At 52.1% G+C, this 21,692-nt stretch carries 20 protein-coding genes; 8 read left to right on the top strand and 12 right to left on the bottom strand.

Going from position 1 to position 21,692, the window contains the following annotated elements; genetic code table 11:
• The first annotated feature begins 22 nt into the window (after window positions 1–22).
• From RIC29_04230 to RIC29_04220, 3 genes are all read left to right on the top strand, one after another.
• On the top strand, window positions 23–853 hold the full coding sequence (locus RIC29_04230) for an NAD(P)H-binding protein (GenBank protein MEQ8734108.1): 831 nt from the start codon (window positions 23–25) through the stop codon (window positions 851–853).
• A gap of 46 nt (window positions 854–899) precedes the next feature.
• On the top strand, window positions 900–1,379 hold the full coding sequence (locus tag RIC29_04225) for a DUF1772 domain-containing protein (GenBank protein MEQ8734107.1): 480 nt from the start codon (window positions 900–902) through the stop codon (window positions 1,377–1,379).
• Window positions 1,380–1,566: 187 nt separating this feature from the next.
• Window positions 1,567–1,962: a VOC family protein gene (locus RIC29_04220; GenBank protein MEQ8734106.1), complete on the top strand. Its 396-nt coding sequence runs from the start codon at window positions 1,567–1,569 to the stop codon at window positions 1,960–1,962.
• Window positions 1,963–2,106: 144 nt separating this feature from the next.
• Here the strand turns inward: RIC29_04220 and RIC29_04215 are convergent, their stop codons facing one another.
• From RIC29_04215 to RIC29_04190, 6 genes are all read right to left on the bottom strand, one after another.
• Entirely contained in the window at window positions 2,107–2,820 is a 714-nt protein-coding gene (locus RIC29_04215) for an SDR family oxidoreductase (protein ID MEQ8734105.1), read from the bottom strand.
• A gap of 397 nt (window positions 2,821–3,217) precedes the next feature.
• Entirely contained in the window at window positions 3,218–3,430 is a 213-nt protein-coding gene (locus tag RIC29_04210) for a helix-turn-helix domain-containing protein (protein ID MEQ8734104.1), read from the bottom strand.
• A 129-nt stretch (window positions 3,431–3,559) separates the two neighbouring features.
• Entirely contained in the window at window positions 3,560–4,378 is an 819-nt protein-coding gene (locus RIC29_04205) for a hypothetical protein (GenBank protein ID MEQ8734103.1), read from the bottom strand.
• Window positions 4,379–4,486: 108 nt separating this feature from the next.
• Entirely contained in the window at window positions 4,487–5,299 is an 813-nt protein-coding gene (locus RIC29_04200) for a hypothetical protein (protein ID MEQ8734102.1), read from the bottom strand.
• Window positions 5,299–5,646 carry a hypothetical protein gene (locus RIC29_04195; GenBank protein MEQ8734101.1) on the bottom strand — a complete coding sequence of 116 codons (348 nt, stop codon included), beginning with the start codon at window positions 5,644–5,646 and terminating at the stop codon, window positions 5,299–5,301. Before RIC29_04195 ends, RIC29_04200 begins: the two co-directional genes overlap by 1 nt.
• 111 nt (window positions 5,647–5,757) lie before the next feature.
• Window positions 5,758–7,029, bottom strand: coding sequence for a site-specific integrase (locus RIC29_04190; GenBank protein ID MEQ8734100.1), 1,272 nt, complete (start codon window positions 7,027–7,029; stop codon window positions 5,758–5,760).
• 305 nt (window positions 7,030–7,334) lie between these two features.
• Between RIC29_04190 and RIC29_04185 the strand changes: the two genes are divergently transcribed.
• Window positions 7,335–8,585 (top strand): MFS transporter, encoded by a 1,251-nt coding sequence (locus RIC29_04185; protein MEQ8734099.1) that lies wholly within the window; start codon window positions 7,335–7,337, stop codon window positions 8,583–8,585.
• 21 nt (window positions 8,586–8,606) lie between these two features.
• Here the strand turns inward: RIC29_04185 and RIC29_04180 are convergent, their stop codons facing one another.
• From RIC29_04180 to RIC29_04160, 5 genes are all read right to left on the bottom strand, one after another.
• Entirely contained in the window at window positions 8,607–9,452 is an 846-nt protein-coding gene (locus RIC29_04180) for a TauD/TfdA family dioxygenase (GenBank protein MEQ8734098.1), read from the bottom strand.
• Between the two features lie 3 nt (window positions 9,453–9,455).
• Entirely contained in the window at window positions 9,456–10,379 is a 924-nt protein-coding gene (locus RIC29_04175) for an ABC transporter permease (protein MEQ8734097.1), read from the bottom strand.
• Window positions 10,376–11,356, bottom strand: a complete 981-nt coding sequence (locus tag RIC29_04170; protein ID MEQ8734096.1) for an ABC transporter permease — start codon at window positions 11,354–11,356, stop codon at window positions 10,376–10,378. Before RIC29_04170 ends, RIC29_04175 begins: the two co-directional genes overlap by 4 nt.
• 68 nt (window positions 11,357–11,424) lie before the next feature.
• Window positions 11,425–12,990, bottom strand: a complete 1,566-nt coding sequence (locus tag RIC29_04165; GenBank protein MEQ8734095.1) for an ABC transporter substrate-binding protein — start codon at window positions 12,988–12,990, stop codon at window positions 11,425–11,427.
• A 137-nt stretch (window positions 12,991–13,127) separates the two neighbouring features.
• Window positions 13,128–14,171 carry a hypothetical protein gene (locus tag RIC29_04160; protein ID MEQ8734094.1) on the bottom strand — a complete coding sequence of 348 codons (1,044 nt, stop codon included), beginning with the start codon at window positions 14,169–14,171 and terminating at the stop codon, window positions 13,128–13,130.
• 130 nt (window positions 14,172–14,301) lie between these two features.
• On the opposite strand from RIC29_04160, the gene RIC29_04155 reads away from it, so the two are divergent.
• The gene (locus RIC29_04155; protein MEQ8734093.1) at window positions 14,302–16,581 is read left to right on the top strand and encodes a S8 family serine peptidase; all 2,280 of its coding nucleotides are present in this window, start codon (window positions 14,302–14,304) and stop codon (window positions 16,579–16,581) included.
• On the opposite strand, the gene RIC29_04150 is transcribed toward RIC29_04155, so the two are convergent.
• Window positions 16,576–17,877, bottom strand: a complete 1,302-nt coding sequence (locus tag RIC29_04150; GenBank protein ID MEQ8734092.1) for a hypothetical protein — start codon at window positions 17,875–17,877, stop codon at window positions 16,576–16,578. The genes RIC29_04155 and RIC29_04150 overlap by 6 nt on opposite strands.
• 25 nt (window positions 17,878–17,902) lie before the next feature.
• Between RIC29_04150 and RIC29_04145 the strand changes: the two genes are divergently transcribed.
• Genes RIC29_04145 through RIC29_04135 form a run of 3 tightly spaced genes read left to right on the top strand, consistent with a single transcriptional unit; the run spans window position 17,903 to window position 21,673 of the window.
• Window positions 17,903–18,862 (top strand): glycosyltransferase family 2 protein, encoded by a 960-nt coding sequence (locus RIC29_04145; GenBank protein MEQ8734091.1) that lies wholly within the window; start codon window positions 17,903–17,905, stop codon window positions 18,860–18,862.
• Window positions 18,863–18,905: 43 nt separating this feature from the next.
• Window positions 18,906–20,759 (top strand): asparagine synthase (glutamine-hydrolyzing), encoded by a 1,854-nt coding sequence (asnB, locus tag RIC29_04140; protein ID MEQ8734090.1) that lies wholly within the window; start codon window positions 18,906–18,908, stop codon window positions 20,757–20,759.
• On the top strand, window positions 20,756–21,673 hold the full coding sequence (locus tag RIC29_04135; protein ID MEQ8734089.1) for a class I SAM-dependent methyltransferase: 918 nt from the start codon (window positions 20,756–20,758) through the stop codon (window positions 21,671–21,673). Before asnB ends, RIC29_04135 begins: the two co-directional genes overlap by 4 nt.
• Window positions 21,674–21,692 lie beyond the last annotated feature (19 nt).

Here is a 21,692-nt window from a genome sequence, read left to right as displayed (position 1 = left end):
TCACTTCAAACAACGGAGATACATGATGCAAACCTCACCCATTCTTGTCATTGGCGCGACCGGAAAAACCGGATCCCGCATTGTTAAACAACTCGAGCAGCTTGGTTTGTTAGTTCGTCCGGCTTCACGTTCCAGCGCTATACCCTTTGACTGGGAAGATTCCGCCACATGGGGACCCGCACTGGCTGGCGTTTCTGCAGCATACATTTCATACTTTCCAGACTTGGCGTTCCCAGGCGCTGTTGAAAAAGTCGAAGCCCTTTGCAAAGAGGCTAAAACAGCTGGTGTTCAAAGTGTCGTCCTCTTGTCAGGCCGTGGTGAACATCATGCGCGTCTTGGGGAAGAGGTCGTCCGCAACGCGGGAATGGACTGGACAATCGTCAGAGCCGCCTGGTTCGCCCAAAACTTCAGCGAAGGTTACCTGCGTGACCCAGTGATGGACTGTATGATTGCCATGCCCGGGGGCGATGTCCTCGAGCCCATTATCGACGTGGATGACATCGCAGAGGTTGCCGTGAAAGCCCTGACTGAGGACGGTCATGCTGGAGAACTTTACGAAGTAACCGGCCCCCGATTGATGACGTTTACGGACATGGCGCAAGAGCTGTCCGAAATCACAGGGCGCGACATCAAACACGTTCCCATCACCTTTGAAGAATTTCACGCAGGATTGGTTAGTGTTGGAGGAGAGTTCGTCGCAGACGTCTTCACGGCAATCGCCAAAGAAACCCTGGATGGCCGCAATGCTGAGACAAAGGATGGTGTTGAACGTGCGCTCGGACGCCCTCCTAGAGATTTCAAGACCTTTGCAGCTGACGCCATGGCCACAGGCGCTTGGGCGCGGTCTGACTGACTTTGGCATCACTGAATACATGACACAGAGGAATGAGAGACTAGAGATGATGGATTTGTTAGTTGTACTGAATTGGTTTGGCGCCATCGGTTGCGGGATCATGGCAGGGGTCTATTTCACCTTCTCAACATTTGTCATGCGCGCCCTGTCGGTAATTGAACCGTCGTCCGGTATCAAAGCCATGCAGTCGATCAACATCGTTATTCAAAAGTCCCTCTTTCTTCCCTTGTTCTTCGGCACATCACTGGCGGCTCTCGCCGCCGTCGCCGTGTCCGTCTTGGTCGATGAGGTTCAAGTGAGCCATTGGATGGCCCTCGCTGGCACGATCTATTTAGTAGGAATGTTCATCTGCACGATGACTCTGAATATCCCACTTAACAACCGGCTGGACGCGGTAGATCCGAAGTCAAAAGAGGGCGCGGAAGTTTGGGAAGTGTACCTAGAGAAGTGGACTTTGCGGAATCACATTAGGACTGTTGCCTCAACGCTTGCCGCTGTCCTTTTTGTCCTGGCACTCGCCAATTAATTCGCTTTGCTCAATGGGTCACGATGGAACGTCGACGGTTGGTTTTAGGATGAGATGAAGCGGCGACAGTCAGGCAAGAACTAAAGCTCTTTTCGTTTCTGACCAAAAACAGAGGTCAGAAGACTTATTGGTTCTTACTGTTTGCTTTACTAAGTTGACAAAAGCCAAACGCATATAGGAGTTCGATATGGAGCAAATCACCCGAATCAATCATGTAGGTCTGCGTGTGCGAGATTTATCGACCACTCGAAAATTCTACGAGAAGCTGGGCTTTGTGTTCCTCGCAGGTCCGATCGGACCTGAACCAGTGGCAATCATGGAGCATCCGTCGGGCGTCAATATCAACTTTATTCTCAATGCGTCTCCAGATGCTTCACAGACGAATATATTGATGGACGAATCTGTAAAACACGCAGGCTACACGCACATTGCTTTGGAAATAACTGATCCCGAAGCCGTAAAACGGCAACTTGAAGAAAATGACATTACGATAACTGAAACGGTTGAATTTGGCGGCGCCCTATTCTTTTTCATCCGCGATCCAGACGGGAACGTAATCGAATTTCACAGACCCGCAGGTTAGTTTGCCTATATTCGCTTTTGGCTATTAGCAGACCTTACTGTGTGCTCAGAACACGTCCGCTCTACCTCTGAAAGCAGACATTCCAGGTTTTAGTTCCGCCAAGGGGCTATAAGCGCAAGAGATGTCCAATCATGCCGCACTCTCTTAGGCGTTCATTATGACGGGCATTCTATACTTCCATTCACTCCAGAGCTCAGCATTCTCGACCATTTCAGTCATGAAGTGAGCGACATTAGATCGTGCGGTCGGTCGACCGCTAAAGATACCTGTAGACGGAGATTCTTTGATCTCATACGGAGAGACGTCAGCGTCGATTAAAGAGTCTGGACGAACACAGCACCATTCGATGTAATTATTCACCTTGCCTACCGTCTTATGAAGATACTCAGCCGCAGTCTCATTATCCCTATGAGGCGGTATGGCGTGACGCAAGAGGGTTAGGAGTTGTCGCTCAAACCAGGTCCTTTTCTCTTCGAGATCAGTGTTGGGAACTCCTACCGTGTTCATAAGAATGAATTTGACGGGCTTGTTGGGACCATTCTTTTTGATCGCTTCACATAAACGACGGACAGCGTCTGTGCATAGCGCTTTTGGTTCTCCGAACATTCCCTGGAAATCCAAATTGTGTCCTAAGCATGAGACAACAGAATCACAGCCCATTACGGCTTCTGCCAGCTTTTCATCAGTCAAGCTGAGAACGCCCTCCTCTATAACCGTCAAGTTTGTGTTTCTTAAAACGTCGGCGGAGAATTTGTCTGATGAACGGACAACAACACGGACTTTATGATTCTTACCGAGCAACTGTTCCACGAGAGGCCGTCCTGTCTTGCCTGTGGCCCCAACTACTAATGTGGTCATCAATAGGGTTCTCCTGTCCTGCGTTTTGTTGGATATTTGGAGTCACTGAGGTCCTTTGGAGCACTCAATTGGAATAAGGTCATAAATGATTAGTATACAGATAGCATTACCCATGCAGATTTCAGCTTCTGGCTAATAGCGGACATTGAAGCTCGGGTGGATAATGTCTGCTCTACCCGCGAAAGCAGACATTTGATGCTGCCTTGGCCCAAGACCCAACAGTTATGCCAATAGTCGGGGCTTGTCGGCAATTCAAGACCTTCAGTCACCTAGAAACCTAGCTTCGCAAGTTGGTCGCCGAAGTGCTGCCTCACATGGTCGCGGTTAAAATTCTTTTCGATAATGACCTTGCCATCGGAGACCTCGGCGCCATCAATCCAAGCCCAGTCATTCGCGCCTAACCCAAGCCTAGGTCAGACGTTGAGACGCGACGGCGTTGATCAAGCCAGGCATCAAGATCAGCTTTGTCATAGATGACGATGCGCGGCCCGGCCTTTGAGTACATGGGGCCGTCGCCACGAAGGCGCATTTTGGCGAGTGTGGAAGACGACAGGCCAATATAGGCCGCTGCTTCCGGTGCACGTAGTTTGGTAGATGTAATAAAGGTCATTGCTGACTCTCCCGCGTTGTTGAGTTACCGCGAAAAAGATTACGTGGCCGGCCTCAGCCTGAAAATTTGTCTAAATCGTGTTTATTCTCTGCGGTGGATAAAGCGCGTTTAGACTACTTGACTAGAGCATTAAGCAGATGTTGCCGCATTTAGTTCTTCAGCATCCAAACGCTCTAGCCTCATAACAACCTTTGGCAACTTAAAGCTTTCTGGCAGGTGCCATGTATGTTCAGGGTCCAGCAGGGGTTTGTTCCTGACCTCTTGCCCTGGTGCAAAATGCTCTTCACCAGCTTGTCTGAATTTATCAGCCATCGCCATAGCGTAGGGAACGACTTCAGTGAAATACCGATTAAAGCTTGGGTTCTCGCTTGTGGCGTCGCTCAGATAACTCTGGATGCCTTGGGGGTTTATTGGGACATCTCGCTTTAAGCCATCAGACGTATCCCAGAATTGCGGCATACCTTTCACAATGGGGGCTGCTCGATTGCCTTCAGAAAAAAAGCCAACAACGAATGGGGAAAGGTATTTGTATTTCGACCACGCGGCTTTGATGCGGGCCGGACTCGCCGGGGAGCCTTCTTGCGTATAGCGCTGTTCGAGAATACGTACCGCGCTTTCAACACTGGCTATTCTGGCATTGTAGCGGCCCAACCGAAGGACGTAGGCCAGAATGTGCCCTGAGGTTATCAACCCATAGACAAGCTTGGCAGAACTCTGTCCGATATCCAGTTTATCGGGGTTTGAGTGCGCAATCAGTTGGAACGCTTCATCGCTTAACTTTGAGCGCTTCTCTGGGTTGAGTTGAACAATCCAGTAAATGAATGGCCCGAATAAACCCGCCTCATTGCCTTGAAAACCATTGGTCTTGCCTATTGGATCGAGCGCGATGGTGAACAACTTACCGAAGAGGTCTATCCAGTCGCCGGGCTCGGCTTGAATTACAGGCATCGCATATCTCTATGGTTATAAACGTTATGATGAAACGTAACGTATATATATTTGGATTATTCTTGTTACGTTACGTAGAGAAGTATGTCGGCCTGATACTACCCACGTTTAGCCAGCCAGCTTTGGCACCGGCTCCAACCTCATAATAGCTCGCGCCGTATACCGGCCCGATTCAACATCCACCAACGTTGCCTCTACTGGCGTTTCATTTTGATCAATAAAAAGATGAGAATCGTACGTAAGAGGTGCGACTTCTTCGCAGTACATTGCGGCAGCCTTGAGCGCGGGCTTGAGAATATCTCGTATGTCTGCACGAGAGACTTTTGCCCCTTCCATCCGAACCGCTTGTATTTCTTCTTCACCGTAACCGAAAATAATCTGGTTGATCGCATCGAGAAGTTCACGAGGGGATTTTCTTTGTCCCATGTTCTCTTTAGCACTTGCCGCCCAAATTAACGGGCCGAGTGGCGCATAATCTTGTGCGATGGTCATAAGGTCTACGGCATCACGAGGGGCCGTATTGCGCCTGGACGCGCACAGGACTTTATTCACCGCAACATCGGCTTGATGCAACCGAAAACCAAATTGTTCATCAGCTTGAGCAGCAAAAAAGCGTTGCGACGTTTCTGGATCACTGAACCACTGGATTTTGGTTTCAAAACCATATTTGCGGGCGATGATTTCAACAGTCCAGTTGTCGCTATGGACCATCTCACAAGCAAAACCGTCTTCTGCCAGGGCTTTAAGTTCATCTGCAATGTCGCCTGGAAGCGCGTCTGGGCCATCATGAAAAATATCGAGGTCGTCTGACAACCTTAGCCAATTGTGATTGAGCGCCGCCCCACCAGCAACATAGGTATGAGCTGTCCTGAACTGCTTTAGGACCAAAACAACGTCACGCTGAATTTCTGTGAGCGGCATTAAGAGATCAGTTCGCGGATTTGTCGCCCAAGTTTAAAGGCGTCCGCCTTGCCGCGATGAATGAGCGCTGCGGAAATAACCGCTGCATCTGCGAATTGGGCTTTATCAGGATCAACATCAATATTGTCGAGGCAACTCGCCCGGTACTTTTTGTAAGCTTTTCGGATGTACTGGCGCACTTCTTTGAGTCTTTCCGCATTTGACTCGTCGCTGAGTTGGGCCGCGTATATCTTTAGGGCGTCCACCTTGTCCTTTGGCACAAGCACGTCCACACGCACCAAACCGGCCTCCTTGGCCCGCTGGCGGTATTTCTTGACCCGCTCTGATGATGCGTTTGGGGCTGACATGGCTTAGGTTCCTCAAGGACGTTACCGGAAGCATATAACAATACCGTTTCCGGTAACTATATAGTCTTATGTTTCCGGTAACGCAATAGAATCAAAGAACCCCATTCGGCGTTACTCTGCTGCCATTCTTGGCACTGCCCCAGTATTTTCATTACTAACCTGTTTGGCCGTGCCACCCAGCAAGCCTGCAATCTTCATAGACGTGCTGTTAACTGTCGCCTTGAGCGGGTCATCCGCCATATGCGCATAAATCTCGGTGGTCCGAGAATCCTTGTGACCCAGAATTTTACCAACGATGAACAGGCTGCTTCCGCCCGCGACGGCGATAGACGCAAAGCTATGGCGCAAGTCGTGCAAGCGCACATCATCAAGCCCCGCTTTCTTTCGGATATCTTCCCAAGCCTTTTGCAGCCCAACGAGCGGCCCATCACTTTTTATCGAAGGTAGTACGTATTCAGATTGTCCAAGACGCGGAAGATCAGCTAGCAAATCAAGAACCGGCTGGCCTATGGGAACCGTCTTCGCCCCGGTCTTGCTGTCTGGCAGGCGCAGGACGTTATGCTCGTCATCCACCTGAGACCATTTGAGGCCTAGAATTTCGCCTTTGCGGCATCCGGTCAGGATTAACAGCCGGATGGCCGCAACCACCCAAACGTGTTCCGTTTGCTTTGCCTCTTCACTCAAAACTTCACCGAGTGCTTTAAGCTCCTTTGAAGACAAGAAGCGCTCCATCTTGCGGCGTTTGTTTAACCGGACGCCATAAGCCGGATTGTAGTCAATCAGACCACGCTCGACGGCAAAGGTCAGCATGGCACTGAGGCTTCCTGTAGACCGTGCACCAATACCGGCACCGCCGCGCACAACAGACTTACCCCGTGGTTTTGTTTTTTGTGCTTTGCGGGCAGATTTACCGCTGGTGACGTCAGCTTGAAATTTTTGGATATCCACCCGCGTCAATGATTTTAACTTGCGGTTGCCGATTAACGGCCTGACGTGAATATCCAAGTTGCGCCCGTCCGCGACCCAGGTTGATTCTTTTTTGTTGGGCTTCATCACTGGCCCTTCTCTCATATAGAGGTCGATCAATTCTGAGACGGTTGGGTCTTTGTGTTTCACGAAACGCAATTCGGCGGGGTCTTCCCCCTTGGCGATATCCCCCATCAATACTTTCGCTTCAAGACGTGCTTGCTCTGGCGTGAATACACCATGCTTACCGATGGTCGCGCGACGGGTGCGCCCGGAATGTCTGTATTGGATTAAATAAGACTTCGATCCCGATGCAAAAACACGCAATCCAAAGCCCGGTAATTGATCATCCCAGACAAAATAATCACGTCCATTTGGCTTGTAAGAATCAACAACTCGTTTCGTTAAGCGTGGCATGTCTGACCTCGACGTTTTTAGTGTAGCGGAAGCCCTGCGGAAGCAGTTGGACAGAACTCACCGGAATCAAGAAGACACGTATGATCCCAAAAGGTCAAATAGAAACAAGGGGTTAGGAACGTTACGGACCGATAAGGAACGCTAAAGAAAAGTGCTTCGGACCCCTTCGCAACGTCGAGGTCAGCGGTTCGATCCCGCTCGGCTCCACCAAACACCTTTCCTCATCCATCGCCATGACCACGCAGGAGTCGTTGCGTGAGGGACTCGTAGACGCACGATGCGGCGCGGGATAGAACTCTCTCGACATGAATCGTTCCCTGTTTGATTTTTCCGGCCTGCGTCAAGCCTTCGCCATTCGCAATTTCGCGCTGTATACCGCTGGCAACACATCGTCACTGATTGGCATGTGGGTGCAACGGCTGGCGGTGGGCTGGCTGATGTGGGAACTGACGCAATCGGGGGCCTGGCTTGGCGCCATTGCCATTGCAGAGTTTCTACCAATCATTGTTTTAACGCCTTTAGGCGGCGTGGTGGCGGACCGGTTTAACCGTCTGAAAATTTCCATGATTGCCCAGGTGTTTGCCTGCGGACAGGCGTCAGCGCTGTGGCTGTTGACGCTGACGGGGCATATTTCGCCAGAAATTCTGGTGGCTCTGATGGCTGTTGGTGGCGTGACCAATGCCATGAACCAGGCGGCCCGCGTCACCCTGGTGGTGAATATGGTGCCGCGCGAGGTGATGTCGACGGCCATCGCCATCAGCTCGATCATTTTCAACGTCGCACGCATCATCGGACCAGCGATTGCCGGGCTTATTATCGCGACCGCTGATATTGCCTGGGCGTTCCTGTTCAACGCTGTATCCTATGCGGCACTGATTGCCGCTTTGGCGATGATTAAAATACCGCCCGTGAAAGACAGCGTCGCGCCCAGCGCCTCTTACTTTAAAGACCTGATGGAAGGGGCTCGCTTCACCTTCACGCATACCGGAGTCGCCGCGATTATTGCGTTGACCGCGGTGAACTCGATTTTTGCCCGCCCTTTGATTGACCTGTTGCCGGGATTTGCGGGCGAAGTGTTTGAATCCGGACCACAAGGCTTAGCGATTCTGACGTCTGCAATGGGCGTCGGGGCCATCTGCGCCTCGATCTGGTTGGCGCAACGCGGACGACTGCGGGGTTTGACCGGCATCGTCTTTGTCGGCGTGCTGATCAACGGGGCCGCCGTGTGTGTGTTTGCCTTATCGACAAATCTATGGACGGGGGCACTGCTTCTGGCGATATCAGGGTTCACCCAAGCCTGCACGGGGACGGGAACGCAAACGCTTATTCAGTCTGCTGTGGATGACCGATTGCGCGGCCGTGTGATGAGTGTGTGGCTGGTCATCGGACGCGGCGGACCTGCCTTGGGCGCGATGGCCATGGGGACACTGGCTGAATTTGTTGGCTTTGGGCCACCGTTATTTACCGGTGCTTTGGTGACTCTAGTCACAGCGGCCGTCGTCCTGCCACGCCGGAAAACGCTGGCGGGGTCCTTAGAGCGGGTAGCGCAAGACTAAATCAATCCGCGGTCCGCCTAATTAAACGGGGATCGTTCCAGCAACCGTGGTGCGATGCATATGGCGCGTTGTGCCCTCTGGGTAGGGGGTCGCGTGGTGCATGACACACCGATTATCCCACAGCACAAGATCATGCGGTTTCCATTTATGCCGGTAGACCACTGCGTTATCCGTGGCATAACCAAACAAAGTATCGAGCAGGGTCTGACTTTCCCGTTCCGCGACATTCATCACGGCTTCTGTAAAGCCGGGATTAACGTAAAGCGCTTTGCGGCCTGTCTCTGGGTGAGTCCGCACAACAGGATGGACGGCGCCCGTTAACTGCGCTTTTTGTTCCTCTGTTAACGGTTTGCGCGTGCTGCCTTCCGTGGATTGAATTTGAACATAATTAAAACGATGCCGCGCCTTCAAAGGCGCTATCTGCGTTTTGAGAGTCTCCGGAATATTCTCATAGGCTAGGTACTGACTGGCGAACAATGTGTCGCCCCCTTCGGGCGGAACTTCTAACCCATACAGCAAAGACCCCATCGGCGGCGTGTCATCATAGCTGACATCCGTATGCCAGTAGCGCCCCGCATCTTCGATGCCGACGGGTTGGCCTTCGGCATCCTTCTTGTTGGAAACGACCAACACCGTCGGATACCCGGGCAAGAGGTACTGGGTGAGAATGTGGCCTTTGAGATCGCCCCAACGCTTAGAAAATGCGATGTGCTGCTCTGGTGTCAGGTTTTGATCGCGAAAGACCAAAACCGAGTGACCTAGAAACGCCTGCTGAATGGCATTGAAGTCAGTGTCGTCGAGATCGCCACCACAATTAAGGTCCGTAACTTCGGCACCACAAACATCTGAAAGAGGAGCTACACGCATAATTTATCTTAACCGCGGATTGAGGGCATCGCGCAACCAGTCGCCAAGTAAGTTAACAGACAAGGCCAGCACCACCAGTGTCAACGAGGGAAACAGCGTAATCCACCATTCGCCGGAAAACAAAAAGTCATTGCCGATGCGAATGAGCGTCCCAAGAGACGGCGTGGTGGGCGGCATGCCAACACCCAGAAAACTAAGCGTGGCTTCAGCGATGATCGCCAGAGCCAGACCAAGAGTCGCAAGGACAAGCACAGACGTCATGACGTTGGGCAACACATGACCAAACACAATGGCCGGGCTTGAGGCGCCAATTAATTTGGCTTGGGTAACATAGCCCGATTGCTTTTGCACCAGAGTCGCAGAGCGCACGACACGGGCATATTGCGGCCAGTCCGCAATGCCGATGGCGAAAATCAGAACATATAACGCGATTTCATCATGGCGTTCAGGCGAGAGCAGCGCCCGGGATAAGCCATCAACCATCAACGCAATCAGCAACGCGGGAATAGTGAGCTGCACATCTGCCAAGCGCATGAGCAACGTTTCAACCCACCCCCCGGCATACCCCGCGATCAAACCCACCGTCACGCCAAGCGTGGCCGCAAAAGCGACAGCCGCCAGACCCACAGTCAGCGAGATGCGACTGCCGTACAAAATGGCAGAGAACAAATCGCGGCCCTGATCATCCGTGCCTAGTAAAAACGAAGGGTCGCCGGACGCTGTCCACGCGGGAGGGAGGAAGGCGTTCATCAAATTCAGATTGATGGGGTCGAACGGGTTTTGTGGGGCCAAGAGAGGCGCGCAGACCGCTGCGATGACAAACGTGATCAACAGACCGGACGTTGCGAGCGCGACCGGACTGCGCCAAAAGCTAAACCAAACAGCATCTGTTGGCGCTGGACTATTTTGAGATGTGGTTTCCGTCATGACGCGTCATCCGCGCGACTGCGCAAGCGCGGGTCGATGGCCGCATACAAGACATCGACGGCAAGGTTGATCACCACAAACACCAACGCCACCATAATTAGATACGCGGCCATGATGGGAATATCGGCAAAGGCAACCGCTTGAATGAACAACAAACCTAGGCCCGGCCACTGGAAGACGGTTTCGGTGACAATGGAAAACGCAATCAGCTCACCCAGTTTCAGGCCAATAACCGTGATGACCGGGAGCAGCGTGTTCTTGAACGCATAGACATAATGAATGCGCGCGCTGGGAATCCCCATGGCCCGGGCGGTGCGAATGTAGTCTGTGCCGAGCACCTCAATCATCTCGGCCCGCACCAGACGTTGGATAAACGTCATCTGAAACAAGCCAAGCGTGACCGCGGGCAAAATCAGCGCCTTAAGACCCCCGATGGTCAGCACCCCCGTCGACCAGCCGCCAATCATCGTGGTCTCGCCACGGCCAAAAGACGGCAACCACCCCAAGGATACCGAGAACAAATAAATCAGCCCAATGCCAATGACAAAAGTGGGCAAGGACACCCCAACCAAAGACACAGACAACACCAAACGGCTGATGATCCCCTCCCGATGAATAGCGGTGTACACACCAAGGGGAATCCCTAGCAGGAGAGAAAATAACGCTGAGGCCAGAACAAGCTCGACCGTCGCCGGCAAACGCTCGGCGATGAGATCGGACACCGGTCGCTGCATGCGATAGGAGATGCCAAATTCTCCGGTGAGCGCATTGCCGACGAATCTTACAAACTGCACCGGGGCAGGATCATTCAAGCCCAGGCGATCACGCAACGCCTGACGATCTTCAAAAGAGGCTTCCTGGCCAACCAGATTGTTGACCGGATCGCCAACGTAGTTGAACAGAATAAAAGCCGAGGCGGCGACCAAAATCATCACCAGCGCAGCTTGACCGGCACGTCGAAAGAGAAAGGCTGTCATGAACCGTTTGTGGCATGCCCGCGTTTCAAGTCAAGCCACGGAAAATGTCCGGATTTGGCCTCAAGCGCTTAAGGCGCGACCCGGGCCAGCCGGAACTGCGGTTGATTGTCGGGCTGGATGGGCAAACTGAGACGGTTCTTCATGGCCCAAGCCAAGCCCTGATGATGCAGTGGAATGTAAACTTCATCCGCTTTCAGCCGCAGCCAGGCTTCATCGATCATGGCATCGCGTTTGGGCAAATCGGTTTCGGTGGCGATGGCATTAATCATGGCAAACAGCTCGGGGTCGTTCAGCCCCGTGCGATTCCAAACCCGGTCTGGCATGGCGAGAAAATCTAGATGGTAGTGACTGTCCATGGTGCCGGAGCCCCACCCAAGCAGATAAAAGTCTGTCTCGTTATTCTGGATTTTGGGAAAATGCAGCGTCTTGGACTTGGCATCTAAGCGCACACGCACACCGATGCGCGCCAGCATCCCCACCACCGCCTGACAAATGGCTTCGTCATTCATGTACCGGTCATTGGTGCAATCGAGCGTAACGGAAAACCCATCGGCATATCCGGCCTCGGCCAACAAAGCGCGGGCACGGTCTGGGTCTAAAGGCGGAAGCGCATCGATCTCAGCCGTATACCCGCCGATTCCGGGCGAGAGCAGCATACCGGCCGGTTCCGCCATGCCGCGCATAATGCGTTGGACAATGGCCTCACGGTCTATGGCCATGTTCATGGCTTGGCGGACGCGGATATCGGCAAAGGGGTTTTTGCCTTTTACGTCAGACGACCTGAGTTCATCACGGCCCGTATCCAGGCCCATAAAAATGGCACGGACTTCAGCAATCGACTGCACAGACAAACCAGGCGTGCGGCGCATGCGGGCAAGATCTTGCACCGGCGTATCAAGCACAAAATCAAGCTCGCCAGACAACAGCGCCGCAACGCGCGTGGCGGCGTTTGAGATCGGGGTAAAAATGATGCGGTCAATGTTGTGGGGGTCGGGTTCGGACAAACCCCACCAGTTTGGATTTCGCACCAACACCGTGCGCACATCCGGTTCACGGAGCTCCAGTATGAATGGTCCCGTGCCATTGGCGTGACGCACGGCATAGGTTTCCTGGCCGGAGGCTGTGTCTTGAGGTTCCGTCACTTGGTTTGCCTCGGCCCAACTGCGCGACATAATGAAAATGTCGGTGATTTGTTGTGGCAAAATCGGATTGGGGCCATCGGTCTTGATGTGAACCGTGTACGGATCAATCGCCACCGCTTCACGTACGGTGCCGATAATATCTTTCATATCGGATGTAGGTTTCAACGCGCGCTCAAAGGTGAACACCACATCATCGGCCGTGAAAGGCTGGCCCTCGTGGAACATCACGCCCGGTCGGAGTTTAAATTCCCAAACGGTGGGATCTTCCATCAAACGCCAGGACAGAGCCAGCGCCGACGTGAGAGCCATGGTTTCCGCACGATTGACCAGGGGCTCATAAACCTGCTGCGCGGTGGCCAGCGTCATACCTTCGTTCTGCGCATGCGGATCAAGCGTAATGGCATCGCCCTGTGCCGCCCACCGCACACCATTTTCAGCCACGGCAGGCTGTGCAGCAAATAAAAGAATGAATGCAAAAATGATATGACGCATGAGAATCCTTACTGGCGAAAAAGAGCACAAATCAGGTGTCGGATAGCACACTCATTCTTTCAACACAGGCAATCTTTCAACAGACGCACAAACGCGAAAAGTAAAATGCGCGGCGCACTATACAGCCTGTTAGCCGATTACAATTGCTCAAAAAACTCAAGGCGTGCGCCATTGGGGGCTTTGACCGCCATCATCTTCACAGGGCCATAGGGGGGCAAGGTGAGCGCCGTGATCGGGACATGAATCGGGTATCCCTGCTTTAAAATCCGCTGCGCCAATGCCTCAATATCTGAAACGGGAATCCGTGTGGTCAGCATTCCAAGATTCGGCGGATCCGCACGATCACTGAAGTCATACCCAGTGAGGCCCTCCATCTTTAAAATCTGCAACGATCCATTGCGATCCGTATCGCTATTGGCAAAAGCCGCAAAACGCAGGGGTAGCGTGCTGGCAAGATTGAGCGGGATCCCCGCTGGATTGTATCCCGGCGGAGGGGTGGTAGATGTCGCGCTGAGACGGGTTTTCCAACCCAGCACATCGATGAAGAATTTTTCGTTGGCGTCATAATCAGACACTATGAGCGCTGTGTTAAAGGGCCAGCTCATACCGCTTTCTGACCCGGCGGCGGCTTTGTCATACGGTGGGGCGTTACGCTGCATCAGCACCAAAGCTTCACCATCCGGGCCACGCATGATGGACTCTGTAATATCAAACGCCTGCAGGGTGTAATGGACTGGGTCTGTATACCCTTGCCAGCCGCGGGCCCGGAGTTGATCAAACACTTTATCAACATCGCTGACGTAGACATATAAATCAAAGTAGCCGCCATGATCCCACGGCATGCTGGACGAACGAATTTGCACCTGTGGCACGCCATAGATTTTAACCAGGCGGACAAAGCCACGATTGCCGGGGCCTTTACGCAAGACCACTTCGTGTATGGGTGTCTCTGGTTGCAGACCCCAGAACGCAGCGTGGCCCGGAGAAACTGGACCATCACACAGCACTTCGAACCCACCTACGGATTGCCAGGTTTCATTGGCGACATCGAGATCGCTAACACTGATGACGACCTCTTGAAAACCGGTGACTCCCTCAGAGGAGACGTCATCGGCGGTGCAGGCGGCATGGACAGAAGACGGCGCGAAGACTAGGCAGGTCAGAAGTAAGAGCCGTTTCATATTTATTCCTAATCTTGCCTCAGTTTTATCAAAACTAATCTGCATCTTTTAAGGCGTTGTAAACGTTGGAATCGTAGTAAACTGGGACTTGGGTAGGCTGGAGAAATGACGACCAATAAAAGGATAAACTATGGTCCCCCGTCAAACAGCCGCAATTCTAGGGTTTTTTGCCTGTTTTTTGCCCATTCTGGGCTTTGCACAAGAACCCCTTTCTGAGATTAGAGCGCGAATCGCCGCACGTGGCGAGGCAACCGTGCTGGTCACCATGGTGATAGAAGAGACACCAGCCATTGGTGCAACAGTGCTATCCGGCAGATCTGGTGAGCCAGGCCGGGTGGTCACCCCGCGTGACCGGCTGGACCGCGTTCGCGAGTCCATTGCGACGGCTAGAAATGACCTGCAAGGCAGTCTGGCGGCGCGCGGCATCGCCATGCAGCGCACCTACAGCAATTTGCCCTTCTTCGTAACGACCGTAGACGAAACCGGATTGGAGCGATTGCTGCGCGAACCGGGCATTGAAAGTATTACCCTGAACCGCGCCCGCAAAGTGAACCGCGACATTGCGTCAAAAATCTATGTGTCTGATGAAGACGCGGCGGCTTTAAGAACGACAAACAGCTTAGCAACATCCGAGCAAATCGCGACGGAGCGCGCCCAACGCAATGTTGTCGCCGCTTCTGTTGCCGCAGATGGGCCAGGATTGGCCGCAACACCCTCTTTGGACACATCGGTTACTTATATCAACGCCGATCAACTGTGGGCCCAGGGTATTACAGGCAGCGGGCAAGCCATTGCCATTCTGGACGATGGTATTGACGCCAACCATGACATGTTCGCCGGCAAGATTGTCGCGGAAGCGTGTTTTTCCGACACCTTTGACAGCGCTGATGAGTCCCTCTGTGCCAATGGCTTGAACAGTCAGATCGGTTTTGGCTCAGCCCGCCTATGCCCAATTGGCACAACCGTTTGCGAACATGGCACGCATGTAGCTGGCATCGCCGCCGGCAATGATCAAACTGGGTCCGTCAGGCGGCGCGGCGTCGCGTATAACGCCAATCTCATACCGATCCAGGTGTTCACGACGGTGAATGACACGGATGCCTGTGACGGCGAGGATTCCTGCGAATTGTCTTATGACTCTGCGACGGTAGCTGCCCTGAATCATCTTATTGATCTGTCAGGCACCATAGCTATTGCCGCCGCCAATATGAGTTTGGGCGCAGAGCTAACTGATACGGCGTGTGACAGCAATGTGCACAAAACAGCAATTGATACCCTGCGCAGCCTTGGCATTTTAACTGCTATCGCGGCCGGGAACGCAGAAGCTGTTGGTTCCGTTGAAAATCCGGGCTGCATTTCCACAGCACTGACTGTGAGCTCGGTGATTGTCAGTGCACCAGACGCTTCTGTAAACCAAGCGCCAATGGTTGATGTGTTGGCCCCCGGCGTGGCAATTGTCTCGGCGACGCCAAACAATACGTATTCGTCATTTACCGGAACCTCGATGGCGACCCCGCATGCCGCTGGGGCTATCGCCCTATTAAAGTCAGCCAAGCCCACAGCAACAGCTGATGAGATTGAGACCGCCTTAAAAAACACGGGCACCCTCAAAAGCCTGTCGACGTGGACATGGACGACACCGCTTATTGATGTCGCTGCCGCGCGCACGGCCTTGGACGGGGGCAGTTCCAGCAGCGCTACGGTGTCGGGCCGGGTTGTCTCTGGCGTTTTTGCAAGTACGCGCACCAAAGCGCAAAGCAACATCCGGTTTTACAACACCAACGTGACGGCGGGCACAGTCACTGTAGATGTGGTGGATGATCTGACTGGCGATGTTGCTGGCACCTACACGCGGAATATTCCGGGCGGTGCCTCCCTGCAAGTGAGTATGGAAACTATTGAAAACAATGCCACACCACAGATCACACCTTTAGAGGGCAACACACAAAGCTATTCTTTGCATGTCAGCGCCACTTTTGTTGGCTATGTGCAACACGTGCTGTGGAACCCATCAGGCGCGTCATTGACCAATCTATCCGGGTGCGGCAATGGCTTGGCCGATTCCGTGCGCGATATCGGCAATGTGCACACATCTCTTATTGCGGGGTATCCGAGCTATGTTCAGGTTTACAACGCTGGCAGCACGGCGGCGGCACCAACGTTTACGGTAACAGATGCGCGTGACGGCTCATCCTTGGGGAACTTCACGCTGAGCAGCGAAATTGCGCCAAACACAACCGCTTATGTGTATGTGAGCGACCTGGTGGAGTTTTTCGGTGGCACACCAGACAGTGGCCAGTTCCACCTGAACCTGGAACTCCTGGCGAGCTTTCAGGGCTTCGCGCAACATATTGTCGACAATGAGGGCGGCGGCGTTCTGACCAACATGACCGCAAAGTGTGATCTATGAAATTTCAGAATTCCCGGCAATATGATCCTTTTGCGGGATTGCCGCACGAGCTGCACTAACTTGGACTTCTACATTCTTAATTAGATTAAAAATTACATTTCGGTTCCAACAATCAATAAATCTCTTTGTGAGATGATTATAATTATATCGTGTTACATCGCTAAGATCATTACACAGAGACTCGAGTTGCTGATGCGATAAAGAAGTCAGTCTAGCAATTTCTGTCATAACTGATTTAAAACGCAGTGCAGGATCTAAAATCTGATCATAAGATTCGTCTAAATGGGGCGCAAAAGTCTTAAATCCCATGTCTCTTAAACGCTCAAGTGAATATGGATTTCCTACAACAACAAACGGGTGTTTCCCCAATATTGGTTTGAGAATTTTTTCCGTCACACGGTCGATAGAGCCGTTCGTAAAATCACTTTCAGACACTATGGTGAAATAACTGCGATTATACAAAGACAGCGCGAACCCGTCAGTCAGCGCACGCTGATTGTCATGTTGGATATCAACAATAAGCGGAGCAACAGTATTTAAGTATTTAATTTCATCAGAAAGCGCTGGATACATATTTTGCAAAACATCAGTATCAAACCTAATAGTGAACGGCTTTCCCTGTAAATTGCCGTTCTGAGTGAAGCCGCCAAAAGATACGTATCCGTCCCTTAACACTCCCGCCTGGACCAATGAAGACAGTAATAAAATTCTATGCAAGCGTGGCCGACTGTTCAAACAAACGTACTTTTTTTCTCGAATAGGGCATCGCTCATCCACAAAACGCTCAGCATAATGCACTGCTTCACGGGTAACTTGAGGTATCCAATACTGCGCACATAAGACTTGAATTTTTTCTTCAATTTTGTGTTGCGTGGACCAATTAATGTAGTCGCTTGCGAATTTTCTATTTTGTGAGAGGAAAGTAGCAACTTTAGGTGATACGCCAAACTGCGCTAGCATCTCATGGAAACGCACTGCATAAACAGGTTCAAATTCCCAGCCTTCTTTTGATCCATCAATTATCAGATGACATTTTCTATCCCTCAATGCATTTAATATTGTGTCGGGCAGACCGGAAAGATCACAATTGTCATTTGGCAGTGACAACGAGCGGCTGAAGTCTTGAAAGGGACACGACAAAACCAACCATGAATCAAGCTTTATAGGTTCTTGTGAACTGACGGTTTGTAGCTCCGTCTTTGCCTGTCTATAGTGCAGAAATTCTTTGACAATGCCCAATGGTTCATTGGCATCCATCAATAGAAGACGAATAGTATTTTGATCGAACTCAGGCATTTACATCAGGACTCTATCAATTTTTATGTCCAATCTCATATCTGTCATCATTCCGCTGTTCAATGAAGAAGACAACGTTGCACCTCTGTGTGAAGCGCTGACGCCTGCCTTGGACAATCTTGACCGGCCTTATGAAGTGATTTTTGTCGACGATGGGTCAACGGATGGCACCGCCGACAAGCTCATGGAAATTGCGACCGGCAATGCGCATTTCAAAGTCCTCAGCTTTAAGCGCAATGTCGGTCAAACCCCCGCCATGATGGCGGGAATTGACCATGCCAAGGGGGCCGTTATCGTACCCATGGATGGCGACCTTCAGAATGACCCGGCTGATATTGGAAAGCTGTTGGCGAAACTTGATGAGGGATATGGGGTGGTGTCTGGGTGGCGTAAAAACAGACACGACGCCTTTTGGACCCGGGTTTTGCCCTCACGGGTGGCCAACGCGATCATCTCCTGGGTATCCGGCGTGCACCTCAAAGATTATGGCTGCACCTTAAAAGCCTATCGCCGGGACGTTTTGGAAGATTTCAGATTGTATGGCGAGATGCACCGCTTCGTACCGATTTATGCCTATTGGCAAGGGGCTAAAATCGCAGAGGTGCCCGTTAACCATCGCGCCCGGGAGCGCGGAGACTCAAAATACGGCTTAAGCCGTATTTTTAAAGTTTTACTAGACCTCTTGGTGGTCAAGTTCCTGACCCAATACGATGCCAAGCCGATTTACATTTTTGGCGCAGTCGGGTTTGGATTTTTTGGTGTTTCTTTGTTCGCTGGACTTTGGGCGCTGTATCTAAAGTGGTTCGATGCCACACCGTTTGTTGCAACGCCCTTGCCGCTTTTGTTTACGCTCGGCTTCATCACCGGCGTGATGTGCATCCTGATGGGACTCCTCGCCGAAGTGATGGTGCGCGTTTACTACGAATCGCAAGGCAAGCGGCAGTACACGGTTCGAAAAAGTCTCAACATGGTCCTCGACCCATGATGCCAGCATCGCTTGTGTTATCTTTACCCGTTTTATTTTTACCATGTGCGGGTTAGCGGGATTCGTCGGCAGCGGCGACGAGGATATTCTGCGTGCGATGACCGCAACACTGGTTCATCGCGGACCGGATGGTGAGGGATACTATCGCGATCATCACGCCCCCGTTTTTTTAGGCCACCGGCGCCTCATCGTCTTAGACCCTATCGGTGGTTCCCAACCCATGTGGGATGCAGAAGGAACTGTGGCGGTCGTCTTTAATGGCGAGATTTTTAACCACCGGCACTTGCGAAAAGAGCTGGAAGCGGGTGGGCATTATTTTACGTCAGACCATTCGGACACTGAAGTTCTGGTCCAGGGGTGGAAAGCCTGGGGTCCAGATCTATTTCTGCGCTTAGATGGTCAGTTTGCCATGGCGATCTATGACCGGACCGGAAGCACCGTAACCTTGGCAAGAGATCGCTTTGGTGAAAAGCCGCTGTATTATGCAATCAAGCCAGATACGATCGCCTTTGGATCTGAACTGACAACAGTTCTGGAGCATCCGGTCTTTAGCAACAACAGCGTCTCGAAGACGGCGCTGCAAAAGTTTTTCGCCTACGGATTTTTCCCTGCTCCCTATACCCTTTACGACGGCATCTCAAAATTAGAACCCGGACACTTTGTAAGTATAGATGCGATATCACTGACGACAGAGAAGCGCTGCTACTGGCGTTTTAGTCTTGGTGACAAAGCCACGCCGGATGGCTCTGCGAAAGACTGGGCGGAGGAACTCAGCACGCTTCTCAGTGAAGCTGTCAACTCCCGCTTAGAATCAGACGTGCCCCTCGGTTTGTTTCTGTCCGGCGGCATTGATTCCAGCGCCGTTCTAGCCTGTGCAGCCGAAAACCGCTCACCTGACACTTTGAACACTTTTGCGATTGGTTTTCGCGAAACAAGTTTTGATGAATCGCCGTGGGCCGAAGAGATGGCTTTGCGCGTTGGCAGTACACATCATGTTGAAATTTGTGACCTGGATGCGGCACAGAGTCATCTGCCAGGTATTTTATCGGCCCTAGACGAACCGCAGGGTGATCCCTCCATTTTTCCAACACGGCTGTTGTGCGATTTTGCCCGTAAGCATGTCACCGTCGCCCTATCAGGAGATGGCGGCGATGAATTGTTTGCGGGGTATGATCCGTTCAGGGTTTTATCACGGGCTGCACTCTACAATCGCTACGTCCCGCGCCCTGTTCATGACGCGATAAAGCATCTCGCAGGCTGGCTGCCACGATCCGAGGCCAACATGAGTTTTGATTTTATTCTCAAGCGCGGCCTGCGGGGTTTGAAGCATCCACCAAGTCAATGGAATCCGAGATGGCTTGGAGCATTAACACCCGATGAACTCAGTGATCTGTTTCAAGAGCCGGTGTCCGCAGAAGACTTGTACAGCGAGGCCATCGCAGCCTGGGATGCCTGCCCAAGCGATAGTGTGGTCGATAAAACTCTAGATTTTTACACACGATTTTATCTGCCCGATGGAATCCTCACCAAAACAGACCGCGCCAGCATGGCAGTTGGATTAGAAGTACGCAGTCCTTTTCTGGCCAACGGCGTTGCAGACTTTGCCCAGCGTTTGCCAGCTGACGTTAAACTCAAGGGCCGCACGACCAAGTGGATTCTAAAACAGGCTTTAAAAGACCGGCTGCCTTCAGATATTTTGTACCGTAAGAAAAAGGGATTCGGCATTCCGCTGGCACGATGGCTGACCCAGATGGAGCCACCTGAAAAAACGATCCCTCATACCAACACAGACTGGTTGAATCAAAGATGGCAAAGTCACAAGAACGGGCAGCGTGATGACCGTGCCGCACTGTGGTGCTGGATGGCTGTGTCTCAACATCGCACCCGATCATCATGAGCAGCGAAACCCCAACACCACAAAGCCTATCGACGTCAGACTGTTTGATTACGGCTCAAGCCTTTGAACGGGTTCAACAAAGCCAAGGGCTTTACTTCGAGCCGCTGCAAGGTCTCAGCCCCCCACAGTTTGCAGCAGACACCTTAAACCCGGGCAGAGCCCTTGAAGCTGCAGAAATTTTGCAACGGGCGGTGAGCCTGAACGGCAAAACGGTTTTGGAAATTGGAGCCGGGTGTGGCGTGACCCATATTGTCTGGTCAAAACACTATGGCATTGATGGAACAGCCGTTGAGCCTGAGGGCGAAGGCTTTGGAGACTCAGCCGAGATAGCGAGAGAGCTCATTACCGCCAACGGTTTAGACCCTTCTAAAATCATCGGCGCCACCGGAGAATATTTGCCGTTTGAAGACAATCACTTTGATATCGTGTATTCCTCAAACGTCTTAGAACATACGGCAGACCCTGCCCAAGTGCTGCGCGAAGCGGTCCGCGTGGTGAAGCATGGCGGTGTTGTTCAAATCGTCTGTCCGAATTACTTGTCCTACTTTGACGGACACTATGCAGCATTTCATCCGCCTATTTTCTCCAACCGCTTTTTCTGCTGGTGGATAAAAACCGTTTACCGCAAAGACCCTGCCTTTGCCGCAACCATACGCACGGAAGTAAACCCGGTCTGGGCACGCCGGCACCTGAATGAGATATCCCAAACAACACCCATAGAAATGTTAGGGCTGGGAGAAGATGTGTTTCGCGAGCGGATGTCGGACGTAGACATTGGACAGTGGATGGCCCTGGGCAAAGTCGGGCGTTTGGTCAAACTTGCAGCAACACTGAAGCTCAACCGCCTAGCCGCTGCCATAATGATTGCGCTGCAGGGCTGGACGCCTCTGATTCTGACCGTACGTAAGCTTTAAAAGAGCTGAGGCTCTAAAC

This window comes from Rhodospirillaceae bacterium, from assembly GCA_040219235.1.
Lineage (GTDB): Bacteria > Pseudomonadota > Alphaproteobacteria > Rhodospirillales > Rhodospirillaceae > WLXB01.
This window is presented reverse-complemented; position numbering and strand designations above follow the sequence as displayed.